The following is a 24,053-nucleotide window of genomic DNA, read 5'->3' as shown; positions in this document are numbered from 1 at the left end:
CTTTTTTATTCAATCGTTTCCCCACGCTTTCATTCCTTCTTCAAAACCTTTTTATCGGCTAGAAGATATTATATTGGTTTGCTCCTCTAAATTATTAACCGCTTCACTCGTTTTTTCGATTTCATCCATTAGACCACCTTGATTCTCCATATGTGTTTCTACCATGGCTTGAAGCTCCTCTAAAATCGCGGTTGTTTCCTCTATAATTGAAGCCAATTCATTTACAGATTCATCGATACCTGCGGATGAATGTTGAATAGCTTTAGCCTCATGACCAAAATTGTTCAAATGATTTATAAAATCTCGTATGTTTGACCTAATATGCCTCAACTCTCCATCTACCTTTTGAATTACGATTAAATTTTCCGTCAACCGTTGATCGTTTTTACTCACTCTATCGTCGGTTTCTTTAGCAATTTTGTTAATGCTAGTTAACCGTTCATTAATTTCCTTTGCTGTTTCACTTGAAAAGTCTGCTAATTTTCGAACCTCTTTTGCAACAACTGCAAAACCTCTTCCTGATTCTCCAGCTCTAGCTGCTTCTATACTCGCGTTTAATGCGAGTAAGTTTGTCTGAGCTGCAATGTCTTCAATAATTCCAGTGAATTGCGTAGCCTCTGTAATTTGATCTGATAATGTTCCCATCTTTTCTTCCATTGTATGAAATGATTGTTGGAATTCGGACATCATTATGCTTAATTGATCAATTGACTGCTCACTTTCAACTGTTGATTGATACACTTTTTCTCCATGGCGTGCCAGCTTTTGAAAGGAGGTAATCATTTGATTTATTCGGGCATTTGATTCACTCGTTAGTGTAGTAATATTAGATACGGAATAAACTTGAGTATCGGCAGCACTACCAATTTCTTTAAATGATTGCCCCATTTCCATTAAAGCATTTGTGTGACTCTTACTTGATTTATCGATACTTGCAATTGATTCGTGAACGGTAGTTGCTGTTTTTTTTACCTGCCTATTTTGTTTCCGTTGCTTTTGTAAAAGAACTTCTGTCTTATGTAATGAACCTTTTATATGGTGTAATAACTGTTTTGACATGACAACTTGCATGAGAAGGACAATAAACACGAGGGTGAAGAAAATAAATGTTATAAAGATAGCTCGTGAACCAATAGTAGAGACTTCGTCACTATGAATGACAAAATACGCTAATAGTCCTATTCCTAATAAAGCTCCAGATGTCAAAACCTTAAGAGAAACCGACATCGCAGCTGTTGCTAATAAAAAGAATGGAAATAACATATTGGTTATGTAATCTGAACTATGTATAATAATTCCTGATACAACAGTAATTCCAATAAGCGAAATATAAGGTATCCAAGATGTGTATCTATTATTGAGATAAAGTAAAAAAACAACAGAATAAAAGCTAAGTCCAATCATTCCGATTGCGACCATATTTATAATTGGAGCACCGACAATGACCTCAGCTATAAGACCAATTATAATTGCAAATAATAGTAAACGAAGCAATAATTGTTGTTGCTTCTTTCTAATATTACTTTCATAAAAAGATATACCCATTGTTATAAACCTCCCCACTATAGATTCCTTACGAAACATAATAAATCCTCTTCACCAAAAAAAACTGCCTAAATTAGGCAGTTAATTATTCCCAAGTATATGGTTCATAAAGTTTTGCCCACTTCATAAACTCAGCCTTGTCACCATTATCTAACGCATAATTCATCTTTTGTTCAAAATACACCTTATTCCACTTATACACTAACTCATCAAGGACTAATCTTGCTGAAAGTTTCAACTCATAAGATATTTCACGTCTTGCTACGAACCGTTTTTGTGAACTCGGCCCAAATTTCATTAAAGAATACGAGGACTTTTGTTTCTTCATCAAAATTCCCCCTTCTCTCCTTTTTTCTATTATCAATGATAACGGATTATTTTTCAATATATTCTGAATATTTTTATTTTCTTAATTATGAATATAATTGTTTCTCCCTTAAACCTTCGTCCCAACGACCCCATAATAAAAATATATTCATGTTTTTCAAAATGAGATTGGGTTAAGACTATGTAAAACGAATTGTTTTCTTTTGACTGTGGACTTCGTTGTATATAATTTGATACGCTATATGTTGCTATTGTGAAATAACGGAGGAAATGTTTAATGAACGAAAATGAACATTTGAAACGCGGAGAAAAAGGTGCTTGGTTAAGTATCACAGCGTACTTAGTCTTAGCTACCGCAAAATTAATAGTAGCTTACATTGGAGACTCGGAGGCTTTACGTGCAGATGGTCTTAATAATGCCACTGACATCGTCGCATCTGTTGCCGTATTAATTGGCCTCAAGATTTCGAGAAAACCACCTGATAGTGATCATCATTATGGTCACACGAGGGCTGAATCGATCGCTTCATTAGTTGCTGCATTTGTCATGATTACGGTAGGTATTGAAGTTGTCTGGAATACAGTTTCAACATTACTAAATGGTGAAACAAGTACGCCATCCATGTTAACAGCGTATACAGCTATTGCTAGTGCTTTTGTCATGCTCGGAGTGTATCGATATAACCTTCAACTCGCCCGTAAAATTCAAAGTAGTTCTTTATATGCTCAGTCAAAGGATAATTTATCGGACTGTTTAGTTAGTTTTGGTGCATTTGTGGGTATTATTGGGGCACAATTTGGAGCGTACTGGTTAGATCCTGTTACGGGGGTAATTGTTGGGCTGATTATTTGTAAAACAGCCTTTGAAATATTTAGGGATGCCAGTCATACTCTTACAGATGGTTTTGATCAAAAAGAGTTAACAAATATTAAAGGAAGTATTCAGGAAGTACAAGGAGTCAAAAAAGTCCGAGATATTAAGGCACGCAAACATGGAAAGCACATCTTAGTTGAGGCAACGATATTAGTTAATCCAAGCTTGACAGTAGAAGAAAGCCATGAAATTTCCGATAATGTCGAGGATTACTTAGATAATGAATTTGGTGTAACACATGCTCATATCCATATAGAACCCTACAAAAAGAAAACATAATACTGAACTAACTCTTATTAGATACGAAAAAATACTGTTTATTGTGATCTAGATTCATTACAAGAAAAGAGTCACTGCTCATCAGCAGTGACTCTTTTTAATAACATTGGAACGATTCAACAAGTTCCGTATCAAAACCTGTATATACCCACCTTTGCACACGGCTGCTCCATCTGTATCCTGCAACAGATCTCCTTCCAATAAAAACGGGGTAAAACCAGAAACGGCTACCGTTGGTTAATCGAACAAAAGTGATTCTACGTAGACATCCATAAAAGGATTCTGGATCCACGGCTTGTATTGTGGGCCCTCCACCTTCGAATGAACCAAATTGGCCTGGAAAATCAAGTCCTTGTCCTGGCATGCCTGTCGGTGGAGACGGTAATTGCATTGGCTGCTGTGGACCATATGGAACGCCTGTCGGCGGTTGAAACATTTGATAAAATGGATCAAATGGTTGTTGAGGAAAGTTTTGGGCGTTCATTGCGATACATCCCCCTCTATTTGGCTTCATTATAGCCTATGTAAGAGGTGGAAAATGGTGACATTCATCACATTGTTAGTAAATAGACGGTAACAATTGCACCTAAAACAGAAAAAATGACATTCACCTCAAAAAAGGCGATACAAACCGCAACAATTCCTCCAATTAAACCAATAAAAGGTTGATCTTGAATGACGTTCATGATTCCCGGGAAGATAAGCGCTCCTAAAGCTGCATAGGGAATCGCATTCAACCATCGATTTACCCAATTTGGAAATGAAACTTTCCCTACAATAAATGCTGGGATAAAGCGAGGAACCATCGTTACAACTGCCATCCCAATAATAATGGCCATTATCATTGTTTATTTTCCTCCTTTAACCAAAAGACACCTAAAAAGCTTGCTACAACTGTTGCAATGACAATTGCCCACCCGTCACTTACATTCACATTTACAAGGGCAAAATTCAAGAGCATACTGACTATTGCAATGAAACCGACGCGCCATTCTTTTTTTACTGATGGTATTAGTAACCCGATAAACATTGCGTATAGAGCAATCCCCATACTTTGACTTAGTTGGTTTGGGATGATTTCTCCCAATACTCCACCTAGAAATGAACCACCAATCCATGCAAAATAAGAGACGAGAATTAATGTTGCATAGTAATAATGGCCATAAGGTTTTTTCGCTTCACTGGAATTTAGTGTGGAAACAGCAAACGTTTCATCGGTTAACCCGAAGGACATGAAAAACTTCCATTTAAACGGTAATGGCTGAAGTTTGTTCATGAAAGATAAGCTCATGACAAAGTGACGGAAGTTTAATACAAATGTTGCGATGACAACTTCAAGAAATAAAGCACCACCTGCAATCATATTAGCTCCCATAAATTGTGCAGCCCCGGCAAACACAAGAACACTCATTAACGTTAATTCCAATAAGCTTAAACCAGACTGGGATGCCAGCACACCATATGTAACTGCAATCGGCAAATAACCAAGAAACAGCGGAAAACCTGCCAATGCACCTTGTCTTATAGCAGAAAGGATTGTTGGCTCTGCATACGTATTATCGATCGATTTTGCTTCCATTTACAAACCCTTCCAATCACAATTACAAAATTGATATTATTATATAAGATTTACGCTCGTTTGAGAAGACTCATAATGAAAGTTTATTATTTTACAGATTACTAACCGCCGCTTTTTATGAATCTATAACAACGGGTCTTTACCTGTATACACCGGGAATATGTTCGGATGTAATAAAGCAGAAATTTTACTTATTCCTTGCAACAAACGTGGAGATGGACGACAGTATAAATCTTCGTCCAACACAAGTATGTTCCCTTTATTTATTGCATGTAGAGAGTTCCAGCCTTCACGTTTTTTCATAAGTTCTGGATTCATCTTATCGGTCTGAACCCCTACCCAAATCATACAAATATAATCCGGTTTTCGATTGTATACATCTTGCCACGTTGTTTGCACACTAGCTTGATTCACGTCAGCGAATACATTTTTGCCACCGGCAAGGATACTAACCTCTGTTAACCAATTTCGACCTCCGGGGGTGAAAACTGGTTTTGGCCACCACTCCCAATATAGACTTTTGGGACGTTGTATCCCTTCTGCATACTGCTTATATTTATGGAGAAACGCAAAATATTTCTTCGCTACCGCACGAGCTCTCGGCTCTGTACCTGTATACTTCCCTACCGTAATTATGTCGTCGCCAATCTCCTGTAATGAGTTCGGATTTAATACAATATAAGGAATCCCCCTTTCCTTTAATGCCTGCACATTCTTCTCCATACCTGGAACACTTAAGGAAGCCATAACGAGATCAGGCTTAAGCTGTTCCACCTTTTCTATATCAATATTTAAGTCTGGACCAACTTTTGGTAGATGTTGGACTTGTTCTGGCCAATCTGAATAATCGTCCACAGCTACTAACTTGTCCGTTAAGCCTAAATAATGTACAATCTCCGTATTACTTGGACATATGGAAACAATCCTCATCACATGACACTCCTTTTGAACAATTGAGTACAATCCCACTTCAAGACAATAAACTGTTTTGTGGTAGAAGAGGATATAGAAAAGAGACTAGGCAAACTCAAAGTTTCCCCCCCCACAAATAAGATTAGTGAAAAATTGATTGACTTTATTAGCTTTTCTATATAACTTTTAATGACATCCATACTTATTTTACCGTTCCGTATGGTTTGTGTTAACCATATTGTAGCAATAGCTATAAGGAGAGTGAATGATGAATTTAACTATGCGAGAACCAATTAACACATTAACCCATTTCATCACCTTTATCGCTGGAATTGTCGGGTTGATTGTCCTCATCGTACTATCAAGGAATGAACCTTCTAAGTTAACAGTCATGTGCGTTTACGGAGTTAGCTTAATCCTATTATATGGGGCGAGTTCCATCTATCACTGGGTTACCATTTCCCCTAAAAAACTATTAATCTTCAAAAAAATTGATCACATCTCTATTTATATTTTTATTGCTGGTTCTTATACTCCTGTTTTTTATTACGGCTTAGAAAGTGCGTGGAGATGGGTGATGCTCTTAGCGGTTTGGATATTAGCGATTATTGGTATTCTACTAAAAGTTTGGTTCATTCACGCTCCGAGGAAAATTTCCACTATATTTTATATTGGTCTAGGTTGGGTCGCTATTATCCCTTTCGGCCAACTTATTCACAACTTACCAACAACAGCCATTATGTTAATGATTATGGGCGGTCTCGCTTACACTGTTGGTGGTGTAATTTATTCATTTAAGATTTTAGATTTTTTCCCTAATAAATTTGGCTTTCACGAAATTTTCCATTTATTTGTTATGGCCGGATCAGTTGCCCACTTCTTTATGATTTACCTTTTTATTCTTCCAATGTAAAAAACACTCCGTGTCGGAGTGTTTTTTATATCGTAGGATCTAGTACAATTTTCCCGAATTGTTCACCTTTATCAAGATACTTTAGTGATTCTAATGCTTTCGAAAGCGGATAAACAGAATCAATTATCGGCTTAATCTCATGCTTGTCAATGAAATTTAACATATCAAGGAACTCTTCATGACTTCCCATTGTGGACCCTAATAAGCTGTATTGGCCGTAAAAAAAGGATCTGATATTTAATTGTACTTCGTCTCCTGCTGATGCTCCAAACGTGACCATTGTTCCTCCTTTTCGTAATACGCTTAAGGAACGATTAAATGTGGCAGCACCAACACTTTCTATGACAATATCAATTGTCTCATCAGCTAATTGTTGTTCCCAGTTGTCGTTTGTATGAATGACACGGTCTGCACCTATTTCTTTCGCTTTTTGCAGTTTAGCTTCTTGTCGACTCGTTACAATAACCCGAGCTCCGATTGCTTTTGCAAATTGCAATAAAAAGGTCGCAACCCCACTCCCGATACCCGGAACAAAAATCGTCTGATCAGCTTTTGCGTTTGCTCTTGAAAACAAGACACGATAAGCAGTTAAAGCCGCTAGCGGTAATGCCCCCGCTTCTTCCCATGTTAAAAATGAAGGTTTTGGTACAACATTCTCTGCCCTGATGACAATGTTCTCTGCAAATGTCCCATGGTCTGGGAAACCTAATATCTCAAACTCTTCCGGTGGGGCATCACTATTGTTACGCCAGCCAATTCCAGGGTTAATGATTACTTTATCGCCAACCTTTACATTCGTAACTTCTTCACCCACTTCTTCAACTACCCCTGCTCCGTCAGAACCGAGGACTAAAGGTTGGGCTTCAGCTGTTCTTCGGTTAGGGACAAATAAGTCACGGTGATTAATTCCAGCGCTTTTCAGTTTTATTTTCACTTCATGTTTCCCTGGTTGTCCATCATCTATTTTTCCATATTTGACTCCTCTTAATCCCGTCGGTCCATGATGAATAAGTGCGTTCAATAGGATTCCTCCCTTTACTCTGTTTTACGTGTACTATTTTATAAATCGTGATGACTAGCTCAAGAAATATTAATATGAAATCATAGAACTTCTCAAGCGCTCAGAGAATACTTCTAACTTTTCAATACTCGATATATCTTCCTCAAACAATGGCATTTTTAAGATCTCTTGTCCTATAAACGTATTATCAATTTGTTTCAAATAGTCTTGCTCTTGCATCCTTCTCTTTTCCATAAATTCCCCATCTACATTTTGCGGAATAATTTTATTCACAATTAAATGTTTAATATGCAATTCATGATTCGCCATTAGTTTTATCGCCTTCTCTGTTTCCACAATTGGTAAACGTTCTGGGATTAAAACAAAAATAAAACCTGTCTTCGTTTCATCCAATAGGATCTCTCGCACTTCCGCGAACTTTCTTCTTCTTTCGTGTAACACTTCAAATATAGGATCATCAACTGGTTCACCATCGTTTAACAGTTGACTGTAATTTTCGTTAATCTTTTTTCTCCGCTCTAACATTCCGTCCATCCACACTCCCATTAATTCAGGAAGACTTAAAAGGCGAACAGTATGTCCGGTTGGAGCAGTATCAAATACAATCAAATCAAAATGTTTACTTTCCGACAAAATAATGGAGACTAACGTATCAAACATAGCCGCCTCTTCCGTTCCTGGTGATGTTGTTAACGTATCAAGTTGGCGGTGTACTTCGTCCATCATCGTAGACTTAACCATATCTTTCAAATTACTTTTTACGGTACTAATATATTTCTTCGTTTCTATTTCTGGATCAACTTCTAAAGCATATAAATTCGGTTGAATCTTTTTCACCTTGCCTCCGATATCTTGATGAAAGATATCTCCAACATTGTGGGCTGGATCGGTTGATACAAGTAACGTTTTTTTATCTTGCTTTGCAGATGCCATTGCTAATGCTGCAGCAGAAGTCGATTTTCCAACTCCACCTTTTCCACCTACGAATACAATTTTCTTTTCTAGTATGTTTGTCATATGCTTCACCTCATCATCCGATTAACAGCAACGAATACCGTTTAACGGTGACTTATCCATTCCCATTCGTAAATGCCAATCGTGAAATTTTTCTAATATAACTGGATATAATTCTAACGTATAGTAGAATGCAGGATTTGGTACACCTAGCATTTCGGAAAATAAAAGAAGCAAAAATAAGTCATCTTCGTCTCTTAACTCACGTGCTACCTCTGCCCGATGGGGTAAGCTTAATACTTCGTCGTAATACTCGAACAGTTTTTTGATTGAGAATTTCCCATCGCCCATTGTTTAGCCCCCTTCTTGTATGTGCTGAGTAATAACGTGTAAAAGTTCCTCTTCTAATTCAACGAGAGTATTCGTTACATATTTTCCATTTATAAATATTGATCCATTTTTCATGTACACAGTAAGATAATGTACACTTTCCCATAAAGTAAGATTTCTTTTAGCCATTTGCCGAAAAAAGTAGCCTAGAATCGATAAATGATTTCTCGGGTCGACCAATTCTATATTTATTTGTTCTTTATAGATATCGTTTATTTTTCGGTACATATTCCCCACACGTTCTCGTTGGAGACGGTTTTCTTTAAAGGTTTCTTTCATACTGATGAACCCTTCATCAGACAATCCTCCACATCAACCACTACCAATTCCAGCAAGTATACGGATAATCAAAATGTCCGCCACCTGTTTCCCCTCCCTGTAATGCATAAGTGAAAGACTACCTACAAAAAGGAAAAAGAGGGATTGGATAGCCCAATCCCTAAACATATAGCCTTTATTACATTACACTGACTGGTCAATATCTGTATTTTGCGATTTTCCTGTAAATAGGTAAAACGCTTCTAGTAAAATCCAAACAGCAAAGATTAAAATTACTAATCCAAATGAGAACAATAAACCGTCAGCTGATTCACCACCGGTAAAGATGTTCCACTGGAACAACACTTGCTGGAACATAGCCCATAGTGTCATAAACAGCAGGAATATCATCGGTGTAATTGTGAAGAAGTAATTTCGACCTTGGCGTTTCAGCCAAATTGAGATCAGCAACAACGTGATACCGGCTAATAGTTGGTTAGAAGTACCAAACAGTGGCCAAATTAAGTACCCACCAGAACCGAAACCATTTGGTCCTTCTGGAATCAATGTAAGTGCCGCAGTAGATACAACTGCAACTGTTGTTGCTACGTGCTTCTTCGTTAATGGTTGGAAGTTGTATTCTGCACCTAATTCAGACAAAATGTAACGCATTAAACGTACAGAGGTATCAAGAGTTGTGGCAGCAAAACTTACAACAATTACAGATACAATTGTTGCAGCAGCTGTTTCCGGAATTCCAATACCAGTTGCTAGCTGAGCAGCACCGTTAACAAATGTACCTAAACCATTTCCTCCAGCATCAGCAAAGCTTGAGTATACCGCTGAGAAGTCTGCTGTTGTACCAAAATAGGTAACTACCGCAATAATTGCGATTAGCGCTAATGCCCCTTCACCAACAGCCCCTAAATAACCAACGAAACGTGCATCTGTTTCCTTATTTAACTGCTTAGATGAAGTACCAGATGATACTAAGCCGTGGAATCCTGAAATGGCACCACATGCAATGGTGATGAATAATAACGGGAACCATGGTACATCTGGTGAAGAATTCGTTACTGGAGCCGTAACAGTTGGGTTAGAGAATAATAACCCTAGATATAAAATCAATAACCCAACTATCAATTGATGGGAATTGATATAATCCCTCGGCTGTAACAGCTTCCATACTGGTAACGTAGACGCAATATAAACGTATATCATTAAAATGATGATCCAGACGAAGAATGCCATTTGGACACCATTCAGTCCAAGAGCAACAATGTTCTCCTCGCCACCGAAGTACTTAATAAAGTCAATTTGTAGTGCTGGAACATAACTTGCTAAAATTGCCGTAAAGTACATTGTTGCTAATGCCGCAAGAGAAGGTAGCAACATGTTTCCACTTTTCTTATGTACCTTATATCCAATCCAAACTGCTAAAGGAATTTGGATGAATACAGATAGTACACTTGCAGGGAATAGAGTAAATAATCTCGCAATTACCCAAGCAAATACGGCGTTAACCATTAAGACTAAAATCAAAATGATAAATAAGAACAAAACCTTTGCTCTGTTTCCAATTAACTTGTTCGCCAGTGTACCAACAGATTGCCCTTTGTTACGTACTGATAAAACTAACGCACCAAAGTCATGGACACCTGCTGCAAACACAGTACCTAAAACTACCCATACGAATGCAGGTAGCCATCCCCAATACACGGCGATAGCTGGTCCAACAATAGGGGCTGCCCCAGCTACAGAAGTAAAATGGTGCCCCCATAATACGAATTTATTGGTAGGGACAAAGTCTACCCCATCTTTATATTTATGGGCAGGGGTGACATAATTCGGGTCGAGTCGATAAATCTTCTCAGCAATAAACTTAGAATAATAACGATAACCAAGTGCAAAAACGAGCATACCTATTGCTGCTAATACAATACCACTCATAACAGATTACCTCCTTTTTATTTGTACTACTTTTATCCTAATGAATAATGAAAACGGTGTCAATTAATTTTCTGAATTTTTGAATTGTTATTCAGGCTCCTATTTAGAATTGTCTGCATATTAAGTTGATTTATATTGTGCTAGAATAGTTTAACTACTATGATAGATTGATAGATGGAGGTCCTATGACAAAATTTAAGGATTATCACCGAAATATTAAAGTACGCATTGCTCACATTTTTTTCTCTGATATTATCGCCGGGGCAATTATGCCTTTCCTAGCTATATATTTTGCAAATCATTACGGTGCAAAAGTAGCAGGCCTTTTATTGCTTATGAATGTGTGCATTGGTATGTTCGTTGGCCTATATGGTGGTTATTATGCAGACTTAGTTGGTCGCAAAAAGTTAATGGTTATTGCAGCAGTTATTCGAACTATAGCTTTTGTTGTTATGGCTGCAGCTAATTCTCCATGGATGACATCACCAGAATTAACTTATGTAATGACGATTTTAATTGGGGCTTCTTTTGGCCTCGATGGCCCTGCAGCAGAAGCTATGTTAATTGATATTACAAAACCGAAGGAACGAAAAGGGGTCTTTTCATTAATATATTGGAGCTTTAATTTAGCCTTTACTCTTGGAAGTATTGGAGGCGCCCTAATGTTCCAACATTATTTATTTGAATTGCTAATTTTCATTACAGTATCAACATTAATAGCAACCCTTCTCATAGTTTTCTTTATTGAAGAAACTTTAAAAGTAAAAGAAGCACCTAAACAAAAACACGTTTTAAAACATATGTATACAAGCTATAAGGAAGTAGCTAGTGATAAAGTATTTATTTCCTTTGTCCTCGCTGGAATGTTATTGCAATCTTTGGAACTTCATTTAGAAAATTATATTGCTGTGCGTTTATATGCTGAAATGCCCGAACAATCGTTTTTCCACTTTACATTCAGCGGGGTAGAAATGCTCGGATTTCTAAAAGCAGAAAATACTATCATTGTCGTACTTTTAACACTATACATTACGAGATGGATTACAAAATATCATGAAGGTAGAACTTTATTATCTTCAATTGTTGTCTATACAATAGGATATTCAGTAGTTAGTTACTCCAATAACATATGGGTGTTATTTATTTTTATGTTTTTTGCAACGGTCGGGGAGCTAATGCGTGTACCGATTCAGCAGGAATACTTAGCAAGCATACCTACAGAAGATAAACGGAGTGCCTATTTAGCCGTTAACGGAATGTTGTTTTACGGAGCCATGATGATTAGTTCCATGTTTATCACATTAGGATCTTTCTTAAGTAATGAAATGATGAGCGCATTCATTTTCGGATCAGGAATGGTAGCTTTTATTATCTTATTTAGGCTCATACCTGACTTGGAATTACGGAAAAAATCAGCTAGTCAAAAGTGATATTCTGACCTCCTCTTGTTTTCGACGATTAAATGGGAATTTTAAGAATAGTTTTCCATCTAATAGGTAATCATGTTAATGATGAATAACAATGAGGAGGTATTGCAATGGACATGCAACGTGCTCGTGAAATAATTGAATCACCTGACATTATTAATGTCACGTATAACGGAGAACCCATTTACATACAAAACGTAAATGATAATGAAACTGCAACCGTTTATCCGCTGGACGATCCTCAAAAAGAAGAAGAAGTACCACTAAATAAGTTAGAAGAGCAGTAAGGAGTAGGGGTTTATGAACCTACTCCTTTATTGTTGTTTTTCAGGATAATTGTTTATTGACAATTTATTCATTATTTATTATAGTTTGCATTAAGGAAACTTTATTGTTTGAGGTAACTTATTGTTACCTACTCAAAAAATTCGTTTAAATTAAGCACAATAAAAATAGTGCCTTCATATATTACAATTGATTTCATCTTTTATAACAAAACAGGAATAGTTAATACATTTTTAGATGGTTAATTTCTAAAAAAGTTACTTGTATTAATTATTCCCTATATTTTTACTAAAAAGTTGCCCTCGGTAAACTTTTGTTACTTTATCTAATTTAAAAAGGGGTGAGTAAAAATGAATGATGCTTTAACCGTAAGCTCATTACATGTTTCCTATCACGGAAATGAAGCAATAAAAGACATAAACTTTTCCATAGAAAAAGGAAAACTTGTTGGAATAATCGGACCAAACGGTGCTGGAAAATCTACACTTCTTAAGTCTTTATTAGGCTTAATTCCAATCGATAAAGGAAACGTGAAAATATTTGGAGAGAACGTAGATAAAGTGAGAAAAGGAATTTCTTACGTGCCTCAACGTAACGACATTGATTGGGATTTTCCTATTACTGTGTTAGATGCCGTCTTAATTGGAACGTATCCGAAGCTTGGCCTCTTTAACCGTCCAAAAAAGAAGGAGCGAATAAAAGCATACGAATGTTTACAAAAAGTTGGAATGGCTGACTTTGCAAAACGACAAATTGGCGAGCTCTCTGGTGGGCAGCAGCAAAGGGTGTTTCTTGCACGGGCCCTAGCACAAGAATCGGAAATTTTCTTCCTTGACGAACCATTTGTAGGTGTTGATATTTCAAGTGAAAATACAATTATTAATGTATTAAAAGAATTACGAAATGAAGGAAAGACAGTCTTCGTTGTTCATCATGACTTAAGTAAGGCGGAAAACTACTTTGACCAACTTATACTTATCAATAAAGAATTGATTGAGTTCGGCGATGTTCACCAAGTATTCCGCCCTGAAGTTATGGTAAAAGCCTACAAAGAACAATTATCCTTCCTTGAAGAAGTTGGTGTTAGTGTATGATGAACTTTATTGAAGCAATCGGACAATACGAATTTTTGCAAAAAGCATTATTAACATCAGTAATGGTCGGGATCATTTGTGGAGTAATTGGTTGTTTTATCATCCTTCGGGGGATGGCCTTAATGGGGGAGGCAATATCCCACGCTGTCCTACCAGGTGTTGCGATTTCTTACATGTTTGGAATTAACTTTTTCTTTGGTGCTGTTTTTACTGGAGTATTAACAGCGATCGGAATTGGGTTTGTCAGTCAAAACAGCCGAATTAAACATGATACTTCTATTGGAATTTTATTTACTGCTGCATTTGCCCTTGGAATTATTTTAATAACACTTATGAAAAGTAGTACTGATTTATATCACATCCTGTTTGGAAACGTGCTAGCTGTAACACCATCCGACATGTGGTTAACGTTTACCGTCGGATTAATTGTTCTTATAGCAGTGTACTTGTTCTATAAAGAACTTCTCGTTACATCCTTTGACCCGACAATGGCTCAAGCATATGGGCTATCTACAAGGATGATTCATTACGCCCTTATGACTTTACTAACAATGGTAACCGTAGCTTCATTACAAACTGTAGGAATTGTGTTAGTTGTAGCTATGTTAATCACACCTGCAGCCACTGCGTACCTGCTTACAGACCGCTTGTGGATTATGCTCTTCATATCTGCTGGTGTTGGTGTTCTCTCTTCCATTGTAGGTTTGTATTTTAGCTTTACGTACAATTTAGCTTCAGGTGCCACTATTGTTGTAACTGCAACCTTATTATTTACGATTGCTTTCTTCTTTTCGCCAAAATATGGGTTAGTCTGGAGATGGATCAAAACAAAACGAAGACGATCTGCAATAGCAGATTAATGATATATTAAATATTTGTTAAGGGAATTAGGAGGAAAATATAACATGAAAAAGACATTAACGGTTCTGTTTTTGAGTTTATTTATGGTAATTGCTACAGCTTGTGGTACTAATAATGAAGAAAAGGAACAGTCAGATAAAGATGAACAAGGAAAATTAGAGGTCGTCACAACGTATTCCATTTTATATGACATTGTAAAAAATGTTGGCGGAGATAAAGTAAATGTTCACAGTCTTGCACCAATTGGAGGAGATCCCCATGAATATGAACCGTTACCAGTAGATGTTCAAAAAACAACTGATGCAGATATTGTTTTCTATAACGGCTTAAATTTAGAAACAGGAAATGGATGGTTTAAAAAACTTCTTTCTTCAACTGGGAAAGATGGGGAAGATGCGCCTGTTTACCAAATGAGTAAAGGGGTAGAGGCAAAGCTTTTAACATCAAAAGGGAACAAAGGAGCTGAAGACCCGCATGCTTGGTTAGATGTTCGCAACGGTATTGTTTATACACAAAATGCAAAAGACGCGCTAATCGAGGTTGATCCTGAAAATACAGAATACTATGAACAAAATGCTGAAAACTATATTGCGCAATTAGAACAACTACATGCAGATGCTGTTGAAAAGTTTAGCCAAATTCCGAAAGAAAAACGTTTTCTCGTAACAAGTGAGGGTGCTTTTAAATACTTTTCTGATGCTTATGATTTTGAAGCAGCTTACATTTGGGAAATCAACGCTGAAAATGAAGGAAGCCCGCAACAGGTAAAGAAAGTAGTTGATATTATCCGTGAAAATAATATCAAAGCATTATTTGTAGAAACGAGTATTGATTCACGTCCGATGGAAACTGTATCAAGAGAAACCAATGTTCCAATTGAAGGAGTACTTTTCACCGATTCACTTGGGGAGCCTGGGGCTGATGGTGATACGTATATTAAAATGATGGAATGGAATATGAATACAATCTATGATGCGTTAACAAACGTTGAATAATAAAAGGTGTGCCACTCATGATAAGTAGTTCAGTTTTGGAGTACATTTTTTGAAATAACACTCCAAAACGGGCTACTTTTTTATTATGAATTCGTTAACAAAATAGATTATAAAAACGTATATATTCCACAACTATTTTCGTTATTAATAATATTTTCTCAATTGTATTGTGTTATAGGTAATTTATTGGAGAAGAATAGTATGTAAAAGATTAAACATTGGTTTGTATTATATTTTAGTAAGGTGATTCAACAAGTGATAGTGATAAAGCGCATATGAAGTATGCGCTATTTTTATTGAGCAATATTATGATTAGAAAACTAAATTATTTTTTACATATCTAAAACTTTCCCTAAAGTATTTGGGTATGTAAAATGAAGGCATAGTTGTAAGAGGGGGTGTTGAAGTGAGTAAAGAGTTAATTCAGCAAGTGATCAACGGCGATAAAAAGGCATTCCATAAGCTTTATTTGACACATAAAGACAAAGCCTTGAGAACGGCAATAGCTATAACAAGAAATCGTGAAATGGCTAAGGATGCCCTTCAGGAAACATTTATACGAGTTTTTCGAAACTTTTCAAAATATGAACCCACTCACCCCTTTGAACCTTGGTTGTTTAGAATATTAATTAATGAATGTAATCGCTTATTAAAAAAGGAGAGTAAATTCTATCAAATAAATCAAAGCGGCTTAGAGGAAGAAAAGTTAAAACTTAAACCTAAAGATGATTATGATGATCTTTACGATGCGATACAAAGCTTAAAAGACAGTTATCGGATTCCAATACTTTTGAAGTATATTAAAGGGTTTTCTGAAAAAGAAATTTCAGAAACGTTGGATCTAAAAGTAAATACTGTTAAAACCAGATTATATAAAGGACGGATAAAATTAAAAAAACAAATAGAAATCATTGAAAGGAGGAACGATGATGTCTAATAAGTTCGAGGATAAGATTAAAAAGTCTCTGATTAGTAATACGGATTACTCAACAGATGATGTCGATGATGTTTGGAACAATCTTGAACAGGAATTATTTGTACCAAGACAAAAGAAACATAAAAGGAATTTTTGGAGTAATCCATTTGTTTACCTGGCTGCTTCAACAATGTTAATAGCAATAATTACGATACCACTATTTAATAACCAATCAAAATACCAGGAATTTGCAGGGACTGATTTTTATACAAATAAAGATTATGTATTTAAAGATATTACTATTATAGATGAACCAGATCAGTCAAAAAAATCAAAGCCAGGTAGTGAAAAAGGTGAAAAGAATAATGATAAACTCACTATTACCATAGATACAGAATTTACAAAGATATTCAACACAGTTAATTCATTGACTCAGGAATCAGATATTATCATAGAAGGACAGGTTCTAACTACCAATTCTTTTGTTGTTAATGGATTATTATATACAGAGTCAAAAGTGGAGGTTTCAAAAAGTTTCATTGATAAAAAACTAACTGGAAAAGTCCTATCCTTTATTGAGATAGGAGGATATGCCTCTGACGAACAAGTAGATAAATTAAGTGTTCCAACTGCTATTAAGAAAAATAATGCCTCATCAGTAAATGAGTTTGTTTTAAAAGGGGTTCCGACAATGAAACCCAAAGAAAAAGTTTTGATTTTTGGAATTCAACCTAAAAAAGAGAAATTAATCAGTAAGGAATATTACCTTCCTATCGGATCATTCCAAGGTAAATTTGTTTTTTTAAATGGGCAATATAAAAGGACTAATGTAGGTCTTGATATAAAGGGGTTAAATATATTGGGAAATCAGGTAAAAAAAGAAATCAATCAATCAAAAAATTAATGAGGAAAATAAAACTTTTTGTATCTTTTCGGGGTATGTAAAGGTGAATAGTAATTTACGAGGGGGAATAAAAATGACAAAAAAGCAATTTTTTATAAGTGTGGGGATTATTCTGAGTACCGCGTTGGCTGGTTGTGGCACCAATGACAATAACCTAGCAAATGCTAGTGAAGGAAATTCACCTGAGGCAAATCAAGTAGTTAACGAAGAAGAGAATGATTTATTTACAAAAGAAGATGCAGTCGCTAGTACAATCGTATATCATAATGCTTCAAATGAAGTTAAATCAAACTTTGATTTTCCAACTACAATTAAGCCTGAAGAACAATTTTCACAAGAAATCGAAATAGGCGGTAAACAAGGCAACACAACTCAACTTGAAATGGCAGTTAATGTAGAAGGTGAAAACGGCTCTTATATTGTGACTTTAACCGAGGATTACAATATAACTGTAAATGAGACAATGGCGACAAGTTATTGGAAATATGAAGTATCGAAGAACAGCGTAAAGCTCTTAGAGAAAAAAGAAGAGGGAAATATAGTCAAAATTATTAAATAGGAAATATTTGTACTAAGAGACCTATCTGCTGTGTAAGAATCTAGATTAAGTGGTAAAGAGCTTGGAAATATGCCCAAGCTCTTTTTGTCATTTGAAATAAATTATATCTTCTAATTTAAATTGCTTGTCTGTAATGCCTATTCGTTGTGCAGGAGTTAATTTCTTATTCCCCATTTTCATCGGTTTGCAGAAGTTGTAATACGTTCTTAAGATCGTGACCATATACTGTGCATATACTGGGTTGAGGTTAGCGTAGATATAGCTTTTCTTATCACCACGAGCTGTTGTAAGTGGTCTTTCTAATGACGATATTCTCCTTCTAACAAGTTGAATGAAACTATTTACAGAGTGATCATTCACATTCATAATCATTTTTGCAATATCGCCGGGTTCGTAGGAAGATAAGTCAGTCATACAATCTACGGTGTGAAAGCCCCTATCCTTTGAAGCGAGTGGATGTTCTAAAGGGTTATCTTTATGAACTATATAACGCAAACCGTCCTTAACCTTTACTTCTGAAAATTCATGTTTATGGAGAACTTCTTCTAGGTAATGACTGGCTAATGTCCGTAAGTTTCTTGTTTTATATCCTTTTGCATCTCCCCATTCATGGAGGTGATTTTTTGCATCCTCAAATTCCATCTCACACTGTTCTCTGCCTTTAGTCTTATCAGATTGGGCGATAAAATGGTGAGCATCACTTAACCTGATTTCGTTCGTAAAGACTCGATAGAAGGCATTTCTTATTGATTTATCATCATCAGTGATTAATCTCCATTCTTTCGCGTTGACAAGGTTCTTTATTAACCAAAAATGAGCAGTATTTGTGTAACCGACATTAACATGCAAGCCATCTACATATTGGCTGCGTTTCTTTATTTTGTTTAGTTCATACTTATATCCTCCTACATCCTCTGTATCATTATCAGTCGGTTCTTGTGGATAGTACGACCATTCTAATCTGTCGTTTTTCCGACAGAATGTATTTAAGTGATCTTCTTTATAAAGGATGGTGTCTCTTTCTAAATCGTCCAATGTAATGTTCGAATCATATGCAATATCTGAACGAAAAACATACCGTGAAGAAGCATCTGCAGTTACGACGAGATAGGTCTGTAGTTGTCTCTCCTCTAGACCTGGATATTTTTTAGCTTTTTGCCCTTTGTTTATGACGTTATTTAAATAGTAGTTCATCTTGTCCGTATTGAGCCAAACCTCGTTAAATTCCATCATCTTGAGTGGTTTCGTTTCATATCGTTCTAAAAACTCTAGGCAGCGTCTGTAAAGCCACTTTAATTTGTGATAATAGGTACCATTACCAATTTGCAAAATCTCACAAGCTCGTTTAACACTACCTTTTCCTACAAGTAATCGGGCAAAGGTAGGGAGTATCTCGTTTTTCTTCTGATGATAAGTAGTTGACCTTTCTCTATTCGGTAGAACATTTGTGTACTTCTTGCAGGTTTTACACTGGTATTTGTGTGATTTTGCCTTGGTTTCCCCGCGACTATAAAAATTCTTCGTGTCTTTAAAGGGTGTCGTTGAAGAATCCGCACAGCCATCCTTATGGAATTGATAATCTGGTTCTATATCGAGTACGCTTCCTACCTGAACTAATCTTTTGATTTCCTCTGCAATGGACCAGTTTGAAAAAGGATTAACACTACAATTAAGTGTAATTCCTTCCACTAATGAGTTGTCATTGCAAATTACTTCTTTGTTGTAGTTACTCGAACCACCTATCTTGTATCTGCTAGGTTTCCCTTTAACTGATTCAAATTTCTTTTGCTCTTTACCGAAATTATGACAGAAAGGGTTGATACAGTAATTGTACTGAATAGAATGCGTTTCCCCATTTAGAGTGAATGTTGTTGGTAAGTACAGCATAGGGTTATAACGGAAAGCAAATTTTCTAGGTTCTAATTGTTCATAGTCTTTGTGCCTTTCTTCAATTTCAGTATCAGAAATAGGTGTACAAACATCAACAATCACATCATCCTTAGTTGCTAATCTTTTCAACTTTGCCATAAGTTAACCCTCATTTCGAGTTGGTTTTAACCTTATCTTCGATCCCCATTCTTTGCACTATCCGTTTGTTGTTTCGTTTCTCTTCAATCCATGTAAGAAATTTCTTATCCGTAAGTATGTTAGTTAAGAAGAAATCAACAGTGTCACTTTCTGATTTTTCCGCGTACTCGGCGTATTGCTTGACGATTTCTCTTGTTCGTTCTGAGATTTCCCAGATTACTCTTTTAGCATTTTTGTTCTCTGGTTCTAAGTATCGCATATGTATTCACCAAACTTTCGTTCGTATTTTCGCAACTATAATAGCAATAGAAATCACGAGACTACAATATATATTTCAGTATTGGGAATAGGGTTACGAAATATACTACGAATTAAGATGTAATTTAATAATAAATACTAATTTAACAATAATAAAAGGCATACGAATTGACTTCCGAATTCGCATGCCTTTTGCCTTGTGATTTTTTATTTTGTACTCCAAAACTGAACTACTTACACTCATGATTGGCACACCTTTTATTTATCCTCTTTATCCCGTTTACGGTACTCTTCTGTATCATATGGAAAGATTTCTGAAGAGCTTTCCGTCCTTAACTTACCCGGATTTATTTTTACGTGACGATCTTCTTCTGAATATGTTTCTCGTCCGAAAACACGATTTTCCATATAGTAAGCATGGAAAAAGGCCTCGCCAAATCCAACCGCTATAGCACTTGAAATGGAGGCTAGACCAATATCAAAAGCCCCTTCTTGGAATGCAAACCCGTAAAACCAAAGAAATAAGAAAGCCATCGCTATATCTCCAATAGAGGCCATTACATTTCCAAACCTTGGCAATATAATTAAATCCCCTGCAATATAAGAAAGCCCTGTTAAAAGAATTGTCATAAGCAGCATATGAGCAATCGACGTTCCCTCAAATGCACTAAAGATGGAAAATATAATGATACCGATTAAGATGAACTTTATCCCTAAAGCTAATATGTGCTTCATTTATCATCACCTCATCATTATCATTTGCAATGAATCCTCCCCTATTCAGCGATTTACAACATCTAGAATAAAAATAGGAAAAAGATTATGTTCTAACTAATACTCATTTCTTTTATAATCAACATTATGTGAAATATTTTTACTTCGAGAAAGGCTGACTATATTTGAAATCCAAACATCATAATCAACACGATCTTTCTTTATTTAGTCTCACATGGCCAATATTTGTTGAAGTTTTATTACATATGGTTATGGGAAATGTAGATACGCTCATGTTAAGTCAATACTCAGACAAATCAGTGGCTGCAGTTGGAGTATCCAATCAAATTTTATCAGTCATGATCGTCATGTTCGGTTTTATCTCTACTGGTACTGGGATTGTCATCGCACAATACTTAGGTGCTAATCAAGAAAAAGAAGCAGCTACTGTAACGGTAACGGCTTTAGTGATGAATCTTTTTTTCGGTTTACTATTAAGTGTTGTCATTTTTCTATTTAGTAAACCTATATTAGCGCTAACAGGTTTACCGCAGGAATTAATGGGAGAAGCAAACCTCTATATTGCTATTGTTGGTGGGTTTTTATTCTTGCAGGCATTAATTATGACATGTAGTATTGTTTTGCGAAATTATGGACATACGAAAGATGCCATGTACGTAACGCTAGGCATGAACGGACTAAACATTATCGGAAATTACATATTAATATTTGGTCATTTCGGTATGCCCCAATTAGGTGTTACTGGAGTGGCAGTTGCTACTGTTTGTAGTCGGTTCATTGGTTTTTTAGTTTTAGTGATTTTAGTCCGTAAACGCGCAAATGAGCCTTTGCCGTTCCGTCACGTTTTTTCGATTCCCAAAAAAGAAATCAAACAAATTTTACAGGTTGGAATTCCTGCTGCAGGGGAACATTTAGCTTATAACACGTCCCAAATGATGATTATGGTATTCATTAATATGATGGGAACTGAGGCTATTACAACGAAAGTGTATACCCAAAATATTATGATGTTTATTTTCCTTTTTTCCGTTGCAATCGGGCAAGGAACTCAAATCATGATTGGCCATTTAGCAGGAGCCAGAAAATATAAGGAAGCTTATAATCGCTGTATACGAAGCTTACAAATTGCAATTGTTATTTCCCTCACAGCAGGACTAGTTTTCTTCTTCTTTGCTGAACCTGTTTTATCAATATTCACAAATAATCACGAAGTAATGACGTTAGGAGCCCAACTATTGTTGTTAACTATCATCCTTGAACCAGGGAGAGCATTCAATTTAGTCGTCATTAGCTCATTACGTGGAGCGGGGGATGTCCGTTTCCCGGTATACATGGGAATCTTGTCAATGTGGGGTGTGAGTGTTACGGTGTCTTATATTCTCGGCATACACTATCAGCTTGGATTAATTGGTGTATGGATTTCGTTTATTATGGATGAGTGGTTTCGAGGGCTCATCATGTTGAAGAGATGGCGGTCAAGGGCATGGGTGAAGAAAGGGTTTGTAAAGAGCACTTAAAAGTTAGAAAATAACAGGATAAGGACGCTTGGCTACTACAAGGTAGTGCTAAGCGTTCTTTATCAACGTTTAAATGTTTCTACAGATAGAATGTTACCTTGTTTCGCATCAACTTCAACTTTTATTCGATGTGGAGAATCTCCTAACTTAGATATATATTCAACAATCCATATTCCATCATTCAGCTGCATAAGCATGTTTTGATCTAACGTACTTTCTTCTAATTGCCTATATGTGTCTTCACTCACTTGTTGCCAACCATCATAAAACAAAATGTAGTACTTCCCGTCTTTCACTTTTCTAATAGCCTCACCGGAATGGCTTTTTATCCATTGCAATACTTCCGGGTGCTCATTTACTTTATTTATGACACCCTCCTTTGTCATAAGTTGTTCATTAGTTCCTTCAATAGTAAACGTTTCTTTAATGATAAGGGTATTTTCTCCACCTTCTTCAATGGTTCGAAAAAGACTGTTCACCTCATATACTCCGCCGCTGGCAGGATACTCACGACTATAAATATACTCTTTAGGCAAGAATGTCTTAACCGTCTGTACTGTTTTCCCCGGCTTTAGTAGTTCTGTATGTATATCATCCGTACATTCACTAACTTTTCCTTGAGGTTTTTGAATTAAGTTCCGCCCAGTTTCCTTAGATTTAATTGATATCCTCATATGAGTAACACATGATGAGCTTCCTGCTCTATATTCAATTGCTTCATTGCCATTATTCGTTATGGAAGCTTGTACAACAATTTCATCATTAAGCGTAAAATGTTGTTTAGTCATTTCAAGCTTCATGTTTAGATCATCGTAATTTTCAGTAGACATAATGGCTTCTGGCTTTTGTGCGGAGTGATCATTTATATTATATTGTTCTTCAGATTCACAACCTACTAATACAACCATTAGTACAATTAATATAATCCATCTCATAAACTTACCCCCATATCCTCTATCTCTAAATTAGACGATTTCAAACAAAACAGGTTACATGGCATAAAAAAAGAGTGGAAGTTTGATGATGACTCCCACTCCTCCTCTTTATTTTACAATAAGTACAGGACATTTTGCCCGCTTAGCTACTTTATGACTTACGCTACCAAGAACCATTTCTTGCAGTTTATTTAAACCTCGACTTCCTACTACAACAACATCAAATTCGCCTAAATTAGCATGTTCAACGATGGTAGGGCCTGGGTCACCCTTTAATCGTTTTACACTATACGAAACCCCAGCATCTTGTAGTGCTTTTTCAGTATTACTAATTTCGACTTCTCCTGCTTCATTAATCCCAATTTTATTCCAGTTTTGCAACGTATGTTCTTTCGCTCTTGTCGTATCTGTAACATAAACAAGTTCGATCGATGCCTTCTCATTAAGTTTTGCTAATTCTATAGCATGTTTCGCTGCACGTATTGAATGGTCTGACCCGTCTGAAGGTAGTAATATTTTATTATACATGTTCTTCCC

Annotated in this window: 27 protein-coding genes; 11 read left to right on the top strand and 16 right to left on the bottom strand. The window is 36.1% G+C overall.

All coding sequences use genetic code 11. From position 1 onward, the window contains the following. Positions 1-51: 51 nt before the first annotated feature. The gene (locus NLW78_RS01405; protein WP_254494513.1) at positions 52-1,545 is read right to left on the bottom strand and encodes a methyl-accepting chemotaxis protein; all 1,494 of its coding nucleotides are present in this window, start codon (positions 1,543-1,545) and stop codon (positions 52-54) included. A gap of 85 nt (positions 1,546-1,630) precedes the next feature. Beyond that, positions 1,631-1,873 (bottom strand): hypothetical protein, encoded by a 243-nt coding sequence (locus NLW78_RS01400; RefSeq protein WP_254494512.1) that lies wholly within the window; start codon positions 1,871-1,873, stop codon positions 1,631-1,633. 276 nt (positions 1,874-2,149) lie between these two features. On the opposite strand from NLW78_RS01400, the gene NLW78_RS01395 reads away from it, so the two are divergent. After that, complete coding sequence (locus NLW78_RS01395) at positions 2,150-3,025, top strand: cation diffusion facilitator family transporter (RefSeq protein ID WP_254494511.1); 876 nt, start codon at positions 2,150-2,152, stop codon at positions 3,023-3,025. Between the two features lie 97 nt (positions 3,026-3,122). Here NLW78_RS01395 and NLW78_RS01390 read toward each other — a convergent pair whose 3' ends face one another. The 4 genes from NLW78_RS01390 to NLW78_RS01375 all read right to left on the bottom strand — a co-directional run bounded on the left by NLW78_RS01390 (position 3,123) and on the right by NLW78_RS01375 (position 5,534). Beyond that, positions 3,123-3,509, bottom strand: a complete 387-nt coding sequence (locus NLW78_RS01390; RefSeq protein ID WP_254494510.1) for a transporter — start codon at positions 3,507-3,509, stop codon at positions 3,123-3,125. Between the two features lie 67 nt (positions 3,510-3,576). After that, positions 3,577-3,870, bottom strand: a complete 294-nt coding sequence (locus NLW78_RS01385; RefSeq protein WP_254494509.1) for an AzlD domain-containing protein — start codon at positions 3,868-3,870, stop codon at positions 3,577-3,579. After that, positions 3,867-4,604 carry an AzlC family ABC transporter permease gene (locus NLW78_RS01380; protein WP_254494508.1) on the bottom strand — a complete coding sequence of 246 codons (738 nt, stop codon included), beginning with the start codon at positions 4,602-4,604 and terminating at the stop codon, positions 3,867-3,869. The genes NLW78_RS01385 and NLW78_RS01380 overlap by 4 nt, the downstream gene beginning before the upstream one ends. Positions 4,605-4,727: 123 nt before the next feature. Further along, positions 4,728-5,534 carry a cobalamin-binding protein gene (locus NLW78_RS01375; protein ID WP_254494507.1) on the bottom strand — a complete coding sequence of 269 codons (807 nt, stop codon included), beginning with the start codon at positions 5,532-5,534 and terminating at the stop codon, positions 4,728-4,730. A 250-nt stretch (positions 5,535-5,784) separates the two neighbouring features. Between NLW78_RS01375 and trhA the strand changes: the two genes are divergently transcribed. Beyond that, positions 5,785-6,429 (top strand): PAQR family membrane homeostasis protein TrhA, encoded by a 645-nt coding sequence (gene trhA, locus NLW78_RS01370; protein ID WP_254494506.1) that lies wholly within the window; start codon positions 5,785-5,787, stop codon positions 6,427-6,429. A 25-nt stretch (positions 6,430-6,454) separates the two neighbouring features. On the opposite strand, the gene NLW78_RS01365 is transcribed toward trhA, so the two are convergent. From NLW78_RS01365 to NLW78_RS01345, 5 genes are all read right to left on the bottom strand, one after another. Further along, the gene (locus NLW78_RS01365) at positions 6,455-7,450 is read right to left on the bottom strand and encodes a zinc-binding dehydrogenase (RefSeq protein ID WP_254494505.1); all 996 of its coding nucleotides are present in this window, start codon (positions 7,448-7,450) and stop codon (positions 6,455-6,457) included. Between the two features lie 69 nt (positions 7,451-7,519). Beyond that, positions 7,520-8,467, bottom strand: coding sequence for an ArsA family ATPase (locus NLW78_RS01360; RefSeq protein ID WP_254494504.1), 948 nt, complete (start codon positions 8,465-8,467; stop codon positions 7,520-7,522). A 21-nt stretch (positions 8,468-8,488) separates the two neighbouring features. Further along, entirely contained in the window at positions 8,489-8,755 is a 267-nt protein-coding gene (locus NLW78_RS01355; protein ID WP_254494503.1) for a cory-CC-star protein, read from the bottom strand. A 3-nt stretch (positions 8,756-8,758) separates the two neighbouring features. Next, positions 8,759-9,073 carry a hypothetical protein gene (locus NLW78_RS01350; protein WP_254494502.1) on the bottom strand — a complete coding sequence of 105 codons (315 nt, stop codon included), beginning with the start codon at positions 9,071-9,073 and terminating at the stop codon, positions 8,759-8,761. 183 nt (positions 9,074-9,256) lie between these two features. Further along, on the bottom strand, positions 9,257-11,002 hold the full coding sequence (locus NLW78_RS01345; protein WP_254494501.1) for a carbon starvation CstA family protein: 1,746 nt from the start codon (positions 11,000-11,002) through the stop codon (positions 9,257-9,259). A gap of 185 nt (positions 11,003-11,187) precedes the next feature. Between NLW78_RS01345 and NLW78_RS01340 the strand changes: the two genes are divergently transcribed. The 8 genes from NLW78_RS01340 (at position 11,188) to NLW78_RS01305 (ending at position 18,043) form a co-directional block, all read left to right on the top strand. Further along, on the top strand, positions 11,188-12,432 hold the full coding sequence (locus NLW78_RS01340; RefSeq protein WP_254494500.1) for an MFS transporter: 1,245 nt from the start codon (positions 11,188-11,190) through the stop codon (positions 12,430-12,432). Between the two features lie 107 nt (positions 12,433-12,539). Next, positions 12,540-12,716: an H-type small acid-soluble spore protein gene (locus NLW78_RS01335; RefSeq protein WP_254494499.1), complete on the top strand. Its 177-nt coding sequence runs from the start codon at positions 12,540-12,542 to the stop codon at positions 12,714-12,716. Between the two features lie 348 nt (positions 12,717-13,064). Then, positions 13,065-13,808 carry a metal ABC transporter ATP-binding protein gene (locus NLW78_RS01330; RefSeq protein WP_254494498.1) on the top strand — a complete coding sequence of 248 codons (744 nt, stop codon included), beginning with the start codon at positions 13,065-13,067 and terminating at the stop codon, positions 13,806-13,808. Continuing rightward, on the top strand, positions 13,808-14,668 hold the full coding sequence (locus tag NLW78_RS01325) for a metal ABC transporter permease (RefSeq protein ID WP_254496073.1): 861 nt from the start codon (positions 13,808-13,810) through the stop codon (positions 14,666-14,668). The genes NLW78_RS01330 and NLW78_RS01325 overlap by 1 nt, the downstream gene beginning before the upstream one ends. 45 nt (positions 14,669-14,713) lie before the next feature. After that, positions 14,714-15,664: a metal ABC transporter substrate-binding protein gene (locus NLW78_RS01320; RefSeq protein ID WP_254494497.1), complete on the top strand. Its 951-nt coding sequence runs from the start codon at positions 14,714-14,716 to the stop codon at positions 15,662-15,664. 406 nt (positions 15,665-16,070) lie between these two features. After that, positions 16,071-16,601, top strand: coding sequence for an RNA polymerase sigma factor (locus NLW78_RS01315; RefSeq protein ID WP_254494496.1), 531 nt, complete (start codon positions 16,071-16,073; stop codon positions 16,599-16,601). Beyond that, on the top strand, positions 16,594-17,484 hold the full coding sequence (locus NLW78_RS01310) for a hypothetical protein (RefSeq protein ID WP_254494495.1): 891 nt from the start codon (positions 16,594-16,596) through the stop codon (positions 17,482-17,484). Before NLW78_RS01315 ends, NLW78_RS01310 begins: the two co-directional genes overlap by 8 nt. A 73-nt stretch (positions 17,485-17,557) precedes the next feature. After that, complete coding sequence (locus tag NLW78_RS01305; RefSeq protein WP_254494494.1) at positions 17,558-18,043, top strand: hypothetical protein; 486 nt, start codon at positions 17,558-17,560, stop codon at positions 18,041-18,043. A gap of 87 nt (positions 18,044-18,130) precedes the next feature. On the opposite strand, the gene NLW78_RS01300 is transcribed toward NLW78_RS01305, so the two are convergent. The 3 genes from NLW78_RS01300 to NLW78_RS01290 all read right to left on the bottom strand — a co-directional run bounded on the left by NLW78_RS01300 (position 18,131) and on the right by NLW78_RS01290 (position 21,064). After that, positions 18,131-20,071 (bottom strand): insertion element protein, encoded by a 1,941-nt coding sequence (locus tag NLW78_RS01300; RefSeq protein ID WP_254494493.1) that lies wholly within the window; start codon positions 20,069-20,071, stop codon positions 18,131-18,133. 10 nt (positions 20,072-20,081) lie between these two features. After that, positions 20,082-20,330 carry a hypothetical protein gene (locus NLW78_RS01295; RefSeq protein ID WP_254494492.1) on the bottom strand — a complete coding sequence of 83 codons (249 nt, stop codon included), beginning with the start codon at positions 20,328-20,330 and terminating at the stop codon, positions 20,082-20,084. 257 nt (positions 20,331-20,587) lie between these two features. Further along, complete coding sequence (locus NLW78_RS01290; protein ID WP_254494491.1) at positions 20,588-21,064, bottom strand: YndM family protein; 477 nt, start codon at positions 21,062-21,064, stop codon at positions 20,588-20,590. Between the two features lie 164 nt (positions 21,065-21,228). On the opposite strand from NLW78_RS01290, the gene NLW78_RS01285 reads away from it, so the two are divergent. Next, positions 21,229-22,581 (top strand): MATE family efflux transporter, encoded by a 1,353-nt coding sequence (locus tag NLW78_RS01285; RefSeq protein ID WP_254494490.1) that lies wholly within the window; start codon positions 21,229-21,231, stop codon positions 22,579-22,581. Between the two features lie 62 nt (positions 22,582-22,643). Here the strand turns inward: NLW78_RS01285 and NLW78_RS01280 are convergent, their stop codons facing one another. After that, positions 22,644-23,516, bottom strand: coding sequence for a hypothetical protein (locus NLW78_RS01280; RefSeq protein ID WP_254494489.1), 873 nt, complete (start codon positions 23,514-23,516; stop codon positions 22,644-22,646). 108 nt (positions 23,517-23,624) lie between these two features. Continuing rightward, positions 23,625-24,044 carry a universal stress protein gene (locus NLW78_RS01275; protein ID WP_254494488.1) on the bottom strand — a complete coding sequence of 140 codons (420 nt, stop codon included), beginning with the start codon at positions 24,042-24,044 and terminating at the stop codon, positions 23,625-23,627. Positions 24,045-24,053: the final 9 nt, after the last annotated feature.

The organism is Salirhabdus salicampi (assembly GCF_024259515.1).
In the GTDB taxonomy this organism is placed as follows: Bacteria; Bacillota; Bacilli; order Bacillales; family Alkalibacillaceae; genus Salirhabdus_A; species Salirhabdus_A salicampi.
Note: the sequence above shows the minus strand (reverse complement) of the source record. Positions and strands in the feature narration are given on the sequence as shown.